The sequence below is a fragment of the Bifidobacterium avesanii genome, assembly GCF_009299475.1.
GTDB classification, from domain to species: Bacteria; Actinomycetota; Actinomycetes; order Actinomycetales; family Bifidobacteriaceae; genus Bifidobacterium; species Bifidobacterium avesanii.
In genome coordinates, this window is record NZ_WBSN01000018.1 from 1 (window position 1) to 14,632 (window position 14,632).

Sequence of the window (14,632 nt, forward strand, 5' to 3'; positions counted from 1 at the left end):
CGCGTCCGCTTTCCGGTTCCCGGACCGCCGCCCCCATTGATCCTTCGGGGTTGGTGGTGTTTGGTTTTGCGGTGGTCATGGCCCAGGGGTGACGCCCGGTTTACTTTCCGAACCCGGTAGCTAAGGCTTGGCGCGGTGATGGTACTGCACTCGATAGGGTGCGGGAGAGTAGCACGCCGCCGCAAATTATTCGTGTTTGGCCCGGAGGGATTCCCCCTCCGGGCCATTTTCGTTTTGATGGCGCGCGCATCCACCTGGCGGTGTGTGGGGATCGCGGCGGTCCGTGGTTGTTTTGGTTTGGTGGTTCGGCTTCCGGGCCGTTGTCAATCCACCGGGGTTTGTCTTGTGTCCCCGCGTGGATCGGCTCCACATGATTCCCCTGCTGTTGAACGGTCCTTGGCGGGGACGGTGCCTCTGGAGGCGTCCCCGTGCTCCCGGGTGTTCCTGCCGTCCGGGAGTGTCGCCCCGCGTCCCAAGCTGCACGGATCACTCCACACAAACCCTTTCAGAGGCGAATCTAACGGCGTGAAGGCCGCGAGTTCCCGTATCGGTTCATGGTTCTGGTTTTCCGAGCCGTATTTGCCTCTCCGCCCTCACAGCCCGCGTCGTTTCAGGTCTGCGACAAGCCCCACGTAGAACTCGCGCACATCGAACCCAGGGATGTTCTCGCGGTTCAGATCGATCATGTCCGCGTGGGAGATGCCGCGGCTGCCGGACGGTTCCAGCCATGTGAAGTCGTCGCCCCACGGGAACGAGGTCTGCGAGACGAGACCGTCGTTGGGGCCGTCGAACCATTTGACGAGCGAATACGTGAAGTTCAACGGGAACCTGCCCGTGGTGGCGTGCAACAGGCGTGACCCGACGCTCCGGCAGACGATGCCGGGGAACGAATCGAAGCCTATCTGCCGGTTGAGGCGCGCGCATCCGGCCTGCGTCAGGTCTTGGACCGCGGCCATGAAATCGGGATCCGGATCCCCGAGTCTCGCGGCGGCCGTGTTGTACGCGGCTTCGATGCGCAGTCGGGCGCCGGCCGGAACCTTGGCGAGCAGGTAGTCGGCGAATCCGCAACCCCGGTGGGGCGTGTTGATGGTGGTCAGCGAGGCGACCAGGCCGCCAATCCCCTCGCGTGCGATCGCCCAGCGCATGTCGAGCCCGCCCTTGGAATGCGCGATGACGTTCACCTTCCCGCATCCCGTTTCCTCGACGATCGCGCGAATGCGGGCGGCGAGCTCGCGCCCGGCGTCGGCCACGGACGCGGCGGACTGGTGGTCGCCGTAGTACACGGTCGCGCCGTTGCGCTCCAGTTCGCCCGGGATGCGACCCCAATAGTTGATGACTTTGGAGTCGCGGAAGAACACCCCGTGCACCAGAAGGATGGGATAGCGGGTCGCGCACACGCGTTCGGCGGAGCGCGAGGCGTCGAGCCGCTCCTTGTCCGACTCGAAGCGGACCTCCTCGCGGCACGTGCGGATGATCAGCCGGAGCGCCACGAGGTTCAGCACCGGGATCCACCCGCACACGACGCCAATGACGCGGATCCTCAAGCCAAGCTGGACGCTGGTCAGATACACGGCGACGATGCCGATCCAGAAGACGAGCGTCTCCAAGGCGGCCACGCACGCCAGCGCGGCCACCCACGCGACCCAGTGGGCCGGGAACATCACGAACGCGGCGGCAATCAGCCCGATGGTCGCCGCGAGCGTCGTCCACCAAAACACGCGCAGCAGCACTACGCCCGCTCGCAGAACCCCCAGACGTCTTGGCAATGCGGTGGAACCGGTCCTGCCGGCGCGCGGACTGGATTCGACGGGTGTTCGTTCCATGATCGGGCTCCCTTCCCGGACCAATCATTCCCGTCTCCCAGTCTAGACGCCGGCCGCGCTCCGACAGCCCGACTCCGCAGACGCCTAGTTGCAGCTTCTCCATGTCGCATCCATATCCGTCGTTTCAGGCATCCCGACTCTGGCCGCGCCGACCCGGCTGCCGTGGCGTTGCCCGCGAAATCAGACGGGTGAAAGTTCCGTCGTTGGAGTGTCCCGCTTGATGGCCATCACGATTGTTGCATGAAAACGGATGAATTAACGACCCATCAATACACGTTTTTACCTATTTTTCTGTATGATTGGTACGGGAAAATAAAAATTCCTGTGATTTTGCGACGAAGGGGAAGGCGGATTCATGGCATACATGCAACGCAAGCTGGATGACTCCATCCGCGATTGGGCCAAGTCGGGGGACGACCATCCGCTGCTCATCCGCGGCGCGCGGCGCACCGGCAAGACCACGCTCGTCGAGCACGTCGCGCCCGGTCTGTTCGGCAACATGGTCAAACTCGACCTGCAGACGGACCTCGCCACCATCGAGCGTATCTTCGACGTGCCCACGGACGACGTCGAGGCGATCGTCAGACGCATCCGAGAATACACCGGGCGGCCGTGCGAGGCCGGCTCGACGGTGCTGTTTCTCGACGAGATCCAGCTCAGCGAGAAGGCGTTGAACTCCCTGCGGTTCTTCTCCGGCACCCCATGGCGCGTCATCGCCACCGGCAGTTTGCTCGGCGTCACCGTGAAAAAACGCAGGTTGCCGTTTCCCTCGGGCGTTCGGCAGGTCGAACTGCGGCCCATGGACTTCGAGGAGTTCCTCTGGGCGTTGGGAAAGCGTTCCCTGGCCGACGCAATCAGGGAGCGCACCGAACGGCCGGAGTCGTTCATCCTGCACGAGCGCGCGCTCGACCTCTACCACCGCTACCTCACCGTCGGCGGCATGCCGAGGGCCGTGGCCGCATACCGCGACACGGGATCGTTCGAGGAGGTGGCGCGTGAGCAGCGCGAGATTGACGAGACGTACGTCAACGACATGACGGCCCCTGACAACGGCATCAGCGGCGTCGCCGCCAAGCGCATCTGGGACAGTCTGCCCGCCCAGCTGATGCGGTCGAGCACCAAGAAGTTCAAATACGCTGACGTGATGCGGGGGGGGGGAAGGCGCGAGAAGCTGCTCGAACCGTTGGAATGGCTCGCCGCAGCCGGTATCGTCAACCGCAACGACATGACGCACGACATCGCGGCGCCCCTCACCCCATATTCCGACGACGAAGGCAGTTTCTTCAAGGTGTACGTGGCGGACACCGGCGTCATGTTCTCCAAGTTCAACATCGACGCGAGGCTGTTCCTCAATCCGGACACGGCGCGCGTCCTGTCGTCCGACTTCCGCGGCGCGCTGGCGGAGAACTGCGTCATGCAGGCGCTCCGGGCCAACGGGATCCGCACGTTCTACTGGACGCCGTCCGGCGGGCAGACGGGCGAGCTGGACTTCGTGTTCCAGGACCGGGCCGCCCGGGTCGTTCCCGTCGAAGTCAAGTCCGCGCGCAACGTCACGGCGAAGAGCCTGCGCCGGTTCGTGCGGGAGGCGCGCTCGCCCAAGGCATACCGCCTGTCCGAGCGGGATTTCGGCATAGACGTCGTGGCCGGCACCGATGTGCCGCTCGTCAGTCTGCCGCTGTACGCGGCCTTCGCCATCACGGATGCGGCCTGAGGGCTCGCAAAATGAGATTCGGGGATTGACTCAAGGACGAGCGGTGGGTGCCGGCCGCATGCGGATGCGCAATCGCCGTCGAGATGGAAATGCCGGACGGGCCCGCGACGGGCGACCCGATGCGCGACCCACGCTGAGGTTCCTCGTGCAGGATGCGCCGATCGAACTATCTCGCGTCCAACGGGGAAAGAGCCGTCGTCCCCTGCCCAACATGGCGGTGGACGACGGCCCAAAGAGTTTGATTGCCTGTCCGACCCGCGTGCCGTACCGCCGGCAGTCCGGCTCCGCGGATGCCTAGTTGCAGCTCACGCCGCCGTCGATGACGACGGTGGCGCCGGTCATGAACTTGGCGTCGTCGCTGGCGATGTAGAGCACGGCCGAGGAGATGTCCTCGACCTTGCCGGACGGGATGGAGGTGTCCAGGCCCGCCATCACGCGGCCGACGCCCAGCTGGCTCATCTCGGTCTGGCCGTTCATGACCTCGGTGTTGACGCCGCCGGGGCACACCACGTTGCAGCGGATGTGGTTGGGCGCGTACATGAACGCCGTGTTCTCGGTCAGGCCCACGACGGCGTGCTTGGAGGCCGTGTAGGCCGCGCCGGCGCGGGCGCCGCGGATGCCTCCGATGGAGGCCACGTTCACGATGTTGCCGCCGTTCTCCTGTCCGAGCATCACCTGGACGGCCTTGCGCATGGCCTTCATGGGGCCGACGAGGTTGACGTCCATGACCTTGTCCCACAGCTCGTCCGTGACTTCGGCCACCGGCTTGAACTCGTCCATGATGCCGGCGTTGTTGACCAGCACGTCCAGATGGCCGGCGAGTTCGACCGCCTTGTCGATCATGCCGTCCGTGGTCTCCGCGACGGTCACGTCGCCCGCGTAGGCGACGATGCCGCCGGGAAGATCCCTGGCCTCCTCGACCAGCTGGGCCAGACGCTCGGCGCGGCGCGCGACCGCGACCACCGTGGCGCCCTCGGCCGCGAAGTCCAGCGCGATCCTGTGTCCCATGCCCGAGCTGGCGCCCGTCACCACTACGCCCTTGCCGTCGAACCTGCCCATGCGTGCTCCTTTCGGGAATGTAGGTCGCTTCGTTGCTTCCTACCCTGATAGAACAGCCTATTCGCCGCGGGAGCGTTGCGCCAGACCTGTGGCAGGCGTTTTCATCGCCGGCCGTTGGAAGAACCCGTTTGAGCGTTGACGACCGTGGCGGTCGCAGCGGCCGGATCAGTCACGCTCGGCGTGCCAGTCAATGATTATCTACCATGAGCCTGTGCCAAGCAGGATGGTGAACATGGCCAACGCGTTCGTGGCGGTTAATCATAAGACGCAACGTCTGCGTCAGTTGAATGACTGCACTTAGTCCGAGGAATGCCCTCGGACGGGCTCTCCTCAGTTAAGACGCTCCGACTATACGACCGCCACCGGTTTCGGACGCATGGAACCATGCAGCGAGAAATCCAGTCGTTACTAGCGGATGCATTCCGACTGAGAAGAATTCCCACCACGACATCCAGCGGTCGGAGCGTGGCGAATGTCTGGATTGGGAAGCGGGAGCAATGACCGAGGAGGAGAGACCGACCATGGATGAAAGGCCGACAGATGAACCTCGTCTGCACGGGCGTTCTTTCGGACCATCTGCATATCCGCGGACGGATCCTCGGAATACGAATAATGGGTATTGCTCGGGTCCGAACCTCGATGTATGCCGTGTTTGGCGGATCGGTCGGATCAGTGTGACTTGAGGCCGTTGCTGTCGATGTCCGGTATGATCATACCGGATGAGGTTTCGTAGGCAATGGAGTTTTTCCGGATGCTACGTTGCCATCATGCTTTTTCATGCATTGTTTAGGTTGCCGTTGCATGGCATCGTGCGTGTGTTCACTTCGCGAGTGGACCATCAGTCATGGCGAATGATGAGATGGCCGATGACCGCAACGCCGGATGCCGCATGACGCGGCGCAATGCATTGTAGTCCGCGGAATATCTCATCCCTTGCCGAAGTCGCCGGTAACATAGCGCCATGCTTTCGTCACTGGCGACGCGCAGGAAATCCAAAAATCACATCGATAAGGCCCGACGCATCACGTGGTTTGGGACTGCGTGAACAGATACCAGTCACGGACAATGCCGTTGCAGATTGACGTTTGCACAGGCTTTCGTTGGAGTGCGGACCCATCGGCGTGATCAAGGGTTGACGGATAAGCACAATAGAGAGAAAGAAGGTGCGGCTATGCACGCACGTTCAATGTTCAGGGCCCTTATGGCTGCTGCGGTCACAGTGGCCATGACGGTTCCCCTTGGCGCCGCCGTAGCCACTGCGGCCAACGCGGATGGTGCATCTGGTGACGGCAATCTGTTGCTTGATGCGGGATTCGCCACTGGCGCCCCGGTGGATTCCAGCGCCAACAAGCTTGTTGCCAAAGTGGTGGGCAGCCCGCGTTTCGTGGCGCAGGACGGCGACACGCAAGGTGTGGGTACATTCCATGGAGACGATGCAGTAATGTTCCCGTTCTCGGATGGATATGCCAAGATCGCGCAGACCAATGCCGTAAGCATGGAGTGCACGTTCAAGTTCAACGGCGACATTCCCCAGATCAACGACGGTCAGGGCGTCGACATCTGCTCGGGTAAGGAAGGCGGCGGCATTTCGATGACCGCCTCCAATGGCAAGGCCCGCTTCTGGGTCAACGTCGAAGGCAAGTACAAGGAAGCAGACGGTACCACCGTCCTGCAACCCGATACCTGGTACGACATGGTCGCTTCCTGGGACGGCAGCAAGGCCACTCTCTACCTTAACGGCAAACAAGAGGGACAGGTTGACGCGGCCGGTAAGATCAAGCTCGGTGTGGAAGCTTCGCGCAACATGGTGCTTGGCGGCGACGCCGACGGCAAGGGAGGTGCGCAGTTCTTCTCCGCGACCACCATCGCACGTGGCCGCGTGTGGTCCCGCGCCGTGAGCTCCGCCGAAGCAGCGACTCTGTCCGCCGATGCGCTGAAGAACCTTCCGGCGCCGCTGAACCTGACGCTGGCCTCCAGTATGCCGGCCGAGGGGCAGCACTATGCCGCCGCAGGCACCATCGCCGTCGCGCTGAACGACCCCTCGAAAGTGGATGGCGTACCGAGCGTGAAGATCGATGGCGTACCACAGACCGTGGGCGCCCAGTTCGGTCCGGGACTCGGCGCAGGCAACCACGTCATGGATGTCTCGTGGCGTGACGTCTATGGTTATGCGGGTTCCGCACAAGTGCATTTCACCACCGACAACCTGAGCGATCAGGTGGTTGTCCCCGACAGCACGCTGCTTGACGTGGACTTCGCCGATGGCATCGGCAAGGATCAAGCCACCGGACAGACCCCGATGGTCACCAACGATCCGGCCATCGCCAAGCGATCCGAATTTGCTCCTGGTGTGGCCACCTTTGATGGCGATGACGCGCTGCTTTACAAGTTCAAGAACGGCTACGACGATATCGCGCGCAAGAACGTCGCCACCATCGAATGCACGTTCAAGTACAACGGCACGTTGCCCACCGCTTCCGAGGAGGACATCTGCTCCGGTAAGGAGTCCGGCGGCCTCGCCGTGTACACGTCCAACGGCAAGGCCGGCTACATGATCAACATCGCCGGATCGTACAAGTCCGTGCTGAGCTCCACTGAGCTCAAGACGGGCGTCTGGTACGACGTCATCGTGATCTGGGACGGCAAGACCGCATCGCTGTACCTCAACGGTGAGCAGGAGGCCAGCGTCGCCGCCGATGGCCCAATCCAGCTGGCCAGCGCGGAAACCGCCCGCAACATCGTGCTTGGCGGCGACGCCACCAGCAACGACCGCACGCAGTTCTACTCGAGGACCAGCGTGAGCCGCGTCCGCATCTGGGACGTGGCGCTGGACGGTTACCAGGCGCACAAGGCCGCCGGCGACGCGCTTGAAGGTCTGCCCACCGCCACGCCCACCAAGATCACCTCCACCATCCCCGCCGAAGGACAGCACCTCAACGGCCCGGTGGAGCTCACCGCCGTGGTGGAGAACAGCCAGGCCGTGGACGGCAAGGTCCACGTCAGGGTGGATGGCGAGGACCACACCGCCGGCGACGTGATCGGCGAAGGCATGGATGCCGGCGACCACGTCGCCGTGTTCTCCTATGACGACGCCTATGGCTTCCACGTGGAGCAGACCGTGCACTTCACCAGCGCCACGATCCCGACCGCCAACGGCACCGACCAGACGGTGGGCGACGGTTCCGCGCTGCTGCAGGCTGCCGCAGGAAAATCCGGCGACGACTACGGCGACGTGACCACCACGTTCTCCGGTGCCGCCGCTGTGCTGCCAAAGGACGGCGCCACGCAGGGCGTGGTCAGCGACATTCCGACTACGCTTGACTTCGCGGCGAACGAGGGTACCGGTTCGATCATTACCGACCCGCTCAAGCCCGGCGACGGACAGAGCGTCGAATCCGCGCATGCGACGGTCGGCAAGGATGGCTTGCAGGAGATCCCGTACCAGCGCTTCGACGTGGACGCTTCCACGCTCGGCGCTGACGGCCGCGCGGTCGTCTGGCAGGGTACGCTTGACTCCTCCCGCGAAGCGGTCATGCGACTGTGGAACGTGAAGACCAAGGCATGGGACGTGGTGGGCGCCGCCGCAGGTTCCACTAGCGGCAATGCGGTGACGATTCGCGGCGAATTCTCCGACGCCTACGTCGATGCTGGCACTGTACATGTGCTGGTGACCGGCGAGGATCCGTTCGCCGACGATCTGCCGCAGGACACCAACCATGACACGTTCGAGGATCCGGCCGACTACGATTTCGCCATCGCGCACTTCTCCGACACGCAGTACCTGTCGCAGGGCGCGATCGAGCATCCGGACAACCCGCAGGAGGCTCAGAAGTTCCGTGACGCCTATCTTGACGTGACCAAGTGGATCGTCAACAACGCCAAGCAGCGCAAGATCGCGTTCACCACGCACACCGGCGACATCATCGAGGACTTCGAGAACCCCGGCTACTACGAGCAAAACTGCACGCAGTGGGACGGACCCCAATGGAAGGAGGGCGACACCTGCCAACATCTGGAAGATGAGGAGCAAGTGGCATCCAACGCCCAGAAGGTACTTGACGACGCGGGCATGCCGAACGGCGTGCTCGCCGGAAACCACGACTCCGAGCAGGGCAAGGACTACGACAAATACTTCAACAAGTACTTCGGTCCGTCCCGCTATGAGGCGGTGAACCAGAATTGGCAGAAGCACAAGGCCGATTACGTCACCACCGACTGGTCGTACCATCCCTACGTACGACCCGACGGCACGGTGAGCAACGAGAACCATTACGACCTGTTCACCGTGGCCGGCCTCGACTTCATCGATGTGCAGTTCGGCTACGACGTCACGCCGGATGACGTGGCATGGGCCAACAAGGTGCTCCACCAGTACGCCGATCGCAACGCGATCATCGCCACGCATGCCCTGCTTGCCCCGAGCACGCAAGCGGACGGGCGCAATGGCACCGATTCGCACGACGGCGCGGCCATGCAAAGCATCATCAAGGCCAATCCGAACGTCTTTTTGGCGATGGGTGGACACGAGCACGGCGTGGCCGTGAACGTGGACAAGAACGTCGGGCAGGCCGGCAACGACGTGATCGAATATCTGGCCGACTACCAGTTCTACGAAGTGGACCAGCAGACCCTGGGACTCAACAAGGTCGATTCCACCGCGCCGCTGCAGTTCGGCTCCAGCTTCCTGCGCTTGTTGCAGTTCAACACCAAGAACAGCACCATGAGCGTTGACGCGTACTCCCCGCTGCTCAACAGCTTCAACGCCGCGCAGTGGGACACCCGCCATCGCTACGGGCGCGGCGCCGACGACTATACCGTTCCGGTGCAGCTGCAGACCCGTACCACGAGTTTCTCCACAGATGCCTTGGCCGCCACCGCCACCGGTACGGTGATCGGTCAGGCCACCGTGAAGTCCGGCATGACCGCCCAAGTGGAGTGGAAGGGCCTGACCCCCGGCAAGGTGTACGCGTGGAAGGCCGTGTCGTTCGCTTCGAACGCCGACGCCGGACTCGATCAGGGAGGACTCGCCCAGTACGGTCTGTTCCTCGCCGCCGGCACCGAGCAGCCCCAGCATCCGGACAAGGTGTCACCGACGTTCAGCGGTGTCACCGACGTGACCGTGTCCCAAGGCAGTTCCTTCGACCCGCTTGCGGGCGTGAAGGCCACCGATGACGTGGACGGCGACGTGACCTCTCGGATTGTGGTGAAGGGTTCGGTGGATACCTCCAAGCCCGGCGTCACCACGGTGACTTACACCGTGTCCGACAAGGCCGGCAACCAGGCGGTGGCGAGCCGCAAGGTCACCGTGACCGCCAAGTCCGGTGGAAACGGAAAGCCTGGGGACACTCAGCCTGATCAGTCCAAGCCTGATCAGTCCAAGCCGGGTGAAACCAACTCTGAAGGCAACCACTCGGAGGACAACGCCAACAAGCCGGATCAGTCCAAGCCAGGTACCCAGCCTGACCAGCCCAAGCCCGAAGGCAATAACGAGGCTCAGGGCAATGACAAGACCGATGACAATGGCGACACGGACAACAACGGTAATGGTCAGCAGACGGGATCGTCTTCCAACGGCGTTCTGCCGGGTGGCGGCAGCCAGAATGATGGTTCCCCGAGCGGCACCAATGCCGGTGAGGGGAACGACAATTCCGGGGGCAACGCTGCCGTCTCCGGCCAGCCCGCCCAGAACGACGTCAATCACGCCAACGGCGAGTCCGGGAAGAAGACAAACTCCAATGCTGACGCATCCGCCAGGCCGCAGCAGAAGGCGCTTGCATCCACTGGCGCGAGCGTGGCGATCATGATGGTCGTGGCATCCGTGTGCATGATTATCGGCGCCGTGTTGCTGCGCCGGCGTGGCGCTAGCCACTGATCGTCAGTTGAACCACTGACGACCGGTGACAATTTGGGGTCGTCTCCTGCCACTGCCCAATCGGAATGGCAAGAGACGACCCCAATTGTCACACGGGAACCGTTTGATGAAGGACCGCCCAGTCCTCCAAGGAGCCGAGCCACGTTTTGACCGGCAATCGCTGCTAGCGCGTGTGTTTTTCCGATGCGGCGGGTCGTCGGGCTGTGACGCATGACGGGAGATGGACGCTTGTGCGGGCTGGAAGGTCCCGCTTTGGGTTTGAAAGTTCCTTGCGGAAGACTACGTAGAGTTCCTCCGACACGTACTTTCGATTTGTGCGGTCGATTTTCTGGGCGACGTCGATAGCGCCATTGGCGTTTCGGCTGTATTTCGCTGCGGCTACTCGGCGAAAGCGCGCAATCGACCGCACAAATCGGAAATGCAAAATGGCTACGACCCGGTTCGGCGGTTGAGACTCTCCTGTCACGTGTAGTTTCTCCTACTTTCGATGGTTTTATGCTCATAGCTATCCGGTGTTGCCGCTTTGCCGGCCGCGCTTTCTGCCGCGGACGGGTTTCGGAACGCCGTCCTCTCCGTGGGCCCCGCGCGCACGCGATCCGCAAGACGGTGTACTATATGCACTTGTTGAGCATTGATCCGTCATCAGCGGGGAGCTCTCGGAAGAACGGCCGCAAAGGCTTAGTAGAACCGACGGGTCCGGCCCGAGACAGCCGGTCGCAAGTGGTCATGCCGTATGTCGGCGCATGGCAAGCGAGGTGGTACCGCGGTGGGCGGGGCGCAAAGCCCGTCCGTCGTCCTCGTGAGTGGAACAAGGAAGACTCACGTCACGAGGAGAACGAGCGGTGAGCGAAAACGTATACCCCAAGGCGAACGAGGGCGGCGAGACCGCGCACGTTGCGCCGAATCCCAGCTTCCCCCATATGGAGGAAACCGTCCTTGACTACTGGGACAGGGACGACACCTTCAACAAGTCCGTGGAGCGCCGTCCCTCCGGCGACCACAGCCAGAACGAGTTCGTGTTCTTCGACGGCCCGCCCTTCGCGAACGGCCTGCCGCACTACGGCCACCTGCTCACGGGCTACGCCAAGGACGTGATCCCGCGCTACCAGACCATGAAGGGCCGCAAGGTCAACCGCGTGTTCGGCTGGGACACCCACGGCCTGCCCGCCGAGCTCGAGGCGCAGAAGGAGCTCGGCATCGACTCGGTCGACCAGATCGAGAAGATGGGCATCGACAAGTTCAACGACGCCTGCCGCGCCTCCGTGCTCAAGTACACGCACGAATGGCAGGACTACGTGCACCGCCAGGCCCGCTGGGTCGACTTCGAGCACGGCTACAAGACCCTGAACATCCCGTACATGGAGTCCGTGATGTGGGCCTTCAAGCAGCTCTACGACAAGGGCCTCGCCTACCAGGGCTACCGCGTGCTGCCGTACTGCCCGAAGGACCGCACCCCGCTGAGCGCGCACGAGCTGCGCATGGACGCGGACGTGTACCAGGACCGTCAGGACACCACCGTCTCCGTGGCCGTCAAGCTGCGCGACGAGGAGGACGCCTACGCCGTCTTCTGGACCACCACCCCGTGGACCGTCCCGACCAACTTCGCGATCGTCGTCGGCGCGGACATCGATTACGTCGAGGTCAGGCCCATCGAGGGCAAGTTCGCCGGCAAGAAGTTCTACCTCGGCAAGGACCTGCTGCCGCACTACACCAAGGAGTTGGGCGAGAACTACGAGGTCGTGCGCGAGCTCAAGGGCTCCGAGATGGAGGGCTGGCGCTACTGGCCGGTCTTCCCGTACTTCGCGGGCGAGACCGCCGAGTCCGAGGGCCACGTCCCCGGTCCGCAGGGCTACCAGATCTTCACCGCCGACTACGTCGACACCGTCGAGGGCACCGGCCTCGTGCATCAGGCCCCCTACGGCGAGGACGATATGAACACGCTCAACGCCAAGGGCATCAAGAGCACCGACGTGCTCGACGAGGGTTGCCGCTTCACCGCGCAGTGCCCGGACTACGAGGGCCTGTTCGTGTTCGACGCCAACCTGCCGATCCTGCGCAACCTGCGCGCCGGCGACGGCCCGCTCGCGTCCATCCCCGAGGAGAGGCGCGCGATCCTCTTCCAGGAGAAGAGCTACGTGCACTCCTACCCGCACTGCTGGCGCTGCGCCACGCCGCTCATCTACAAGCCGGTCTCCTCCTGGTTCGTGTCCGTGACCAAGATCAAGCCGCGCCTGCTCGAGCTCAACCAGCAGATCAACTGGATCCCGGAGAACGTCAAGGACGGCCAGTTCGGCAAGTGGCTCGCCAACGCGCGCGACTGGTCCATCTCCCGCAACCGCTTCTGGGGATCCCCGATCCCGGTGTGGGTGTCCGACGACCCGAAGTACCCGCGCGTGGACGTGTACGGCTCCCTCGAGGAGCTCAAGCGCGACTTCGGCGACTATCCGCGCGACAGGGACGGCAACGTCAACATGCACCGTCCGTGGATCGACAACCTGACCCGCGTCAACCCGGACGACCCGACCGGCAAGAGCCACATGCACCGCATCACCGACGTGCTCGACTGCTGGTTCGAGTCCGGCTCCATGTCGTTCGCGCAGTTCCACTACCCGTTCGAGAACAAGGAGAAGTTCGAGCAGCACTTCCCGGCCGACTACATCGTGGAGTACATCGGCCAGACCCGCGGCTGGTTCTACCTGCTGCACGTCATGGCCACCGCGCTGTTCGACCGCCCGGCGTTCAAGAACGTGATCTGCCACGGCATCGTGCTCGGCTCCGACGGCCAGAAGATGTCCAAGCACCTGCGGAACTACCCGGACGTCAACGGCGTGTTCGACAAGTACGGCTCCGACGCCATGCGCTGGTTCCTCATGAGCTCGCCGATCCTCAGGGGCGGCAACCTCATCGTCACCGCCGAGGGCATTCGCGACACGGTCCGCCAGATCATGCTGCCGGTGTGGAGCTCCTACTACTTCTTCACGCTGTACGCCAACGCGGCTAACGGCGGCAAGGGCTTCGACGCCCGCGCCCTGAAGCCCGAGGAGGTGGCCGGCCTTCCCGAGATGGACCGCTACCTGCTGGCCCGCACCCGCCGTCTGATCGCCTCCGTGGAGCACTCGCTCGACACGTTCGCGATCTCCGACGCCTGCGACGAGGCCGCCGACTTCATCGACGTGCTCACCAACTGGTACATCCGCAACAACCGCGACCGCTTCTGGAACGAGGACGCCAACGCGTTCAACACGCTGTACACCGTGCTCGAGGCGTTCATGCGCGTGCTCGCCCCGCTCGCCCCGATGGAGGCCGAGTCCGTGTGGCGCGGTCTGACGGGCGGCGAATCCGTGCATCTGGCCGACTGGCCGTTCCTCACCGAGCAGGGCGATCCCGACGCCGCGGCGACCGAGCTGGGCCGCGTGCTCGTGGACGACCCGAAGCTCGTGGCCGCCATGGAGAAGGTGCGCGAGGTCGTCTCCGGCACCCTGTCCCTGCGCAAGGCCGCCAAGATCCGCGTGCGCCAGCCGCTGTCCAAGCTCACCGTCGTGGTGGAGGACACCGCGGCCGTGGAGGCGTACACCGAGATCCTCAAGTCCGAGCTCAATGTGAAGGACATCGCGTTCTCCACGCTCGAGGACGCCTCCGAGCACGGTCTGAAGATCGTGCACGAGCTGCGCGTGAACGCCCGCGCGGCCGGCCCGCGCCTCGGCAAGCAGGTGCAGTTCGCCATCAAGGCCTCCAAGTCCGGCGCATGGCATGTGGGCGCCGACGGCGCTCCGGTCGTCGAGACCCCGTCCGGCGAGCTTGCGCTGGTCGACGGCGAGTACGAGCTGATCAACCGCGTGGAGGAGGAGAACGCGGCCGAGGAGTCCGTCTCCGTGTCCGCGGCCCTGCCGACCGGCGGCTTCGTGATCCTCGACACCGCCCTGACGGACGATCTGGTGGCCGAAGGCTACGCCCGCGACGTGATCCGCGCCGTGCAGGACGCCCGCAAGGCCGCCGGCCTCGACATCGCCGACCGCATCGAGCTCACGCTCACCGTGCCGGCCGCCGACGCCCCGAAGGCCGAGCAGTTCAGGGACCTCATCGCCCACGAGACGCTCGTGGCCGATCCCGCGGCCCTGACGATCGTGCCCGGCGACGAGCTCGACGTGAAGGTAGCCAAGGCCTGAA

5 protein-coding genes and 1 rRNA gene are annotated in these 14,632 nt (G+C 63.8%); 4 read left to right on the forward strand and 2 right to left on the reverse strand.

Going from position 1 to position 14,632, the window contains the following annotated elements; genetic code table 11:
* The first annotated feature begins 67 nt into the window (after positions 1–67).
* Positions 68–185, forward strand: a 5S ribosomal RNA gene (rrf, locus tag DSM100685_RS08610).
* 408 nt (positions 186–593) lie between these two features.
* Here rrf and DSM100685_RS08615 read toward each other — a convergent pair.
* The gene (locus DSM100685_RS08615; protein WP_239512730.1) at positions 594–1,823 is read right to left on the reverse strand and encodes an esterase/lipase family protein; all 1,230 of its coding nucleotides are present in this window, start codon (positions 1,821–1,823) and stop codon (positions 594–596) included.
* 355 nt (positions 1,824–2,178) lie between these two features.
* Here DSM100685_RS08615 and DSM100685_RS08620 point away from each other — a divergent pair, with 355 nt between their 5' ends.
* On the forward strand, positions 2,179–3,534 hold the full coding sequence (locus DSM100685_RS08620; protein ID WP_152350939.1) for an ATP-binding protein: 1,356 nt from the start codon (positions 2,179–2,181) through the stop codon (positions 3,532–3,534).
* A gap of 294 nt (positions 3,535–3,828) precedes the next feature.
* On the opposite strand, the gene DSM100685_RS08625 is transcribed toward DSM100685_RS08620, so the two are convergent.
* A complete protein-coding gene (locus tag DSM100685_RS08625) occupies positions 3,829–4,593 on the reverse strand; it encodes an SDR family NAD(P)-dependent oxidoreductase (protein WP_152350940.1) in 765 nt (254 codons plus the stop codon).
* Between the two features lie 1,201 nt (positions 4,594–5,794).
* Here DSM100685_RS08625 and DSM100685_RS08630 point away from each other — a divergent pair.
* Positions 5,795–10,465 (forward strand): LamG-like jellyroll fold domain-containing protein, encoded by a 4,671-nt coding sequence (locus DSM100685_RS08630; RefSeq protein ID WP_170285001.1) that lies wholly within the window; start codon positions 5,795–5,797, stop codon positions 10,463–10,465.
* An 842-nt stretch (positions 10,466–11,307) separates the two neighbouring features.
* Positions 11,308–14,631: a mupirocin-resistant isoleucine--tRNA ligase gene (ileS, locus tag DSM100685_RS08635; RefSeq protein ID WP_152350942.1), complete on the forward strand. Its 3,324-nt coding sequence runs from the start codon at positions 11,308–11,310 to the stop codon at positions 14,629–14,631.
* The last annotated feature ends 1 nt before the right edge of the window (position 14,632 follow it).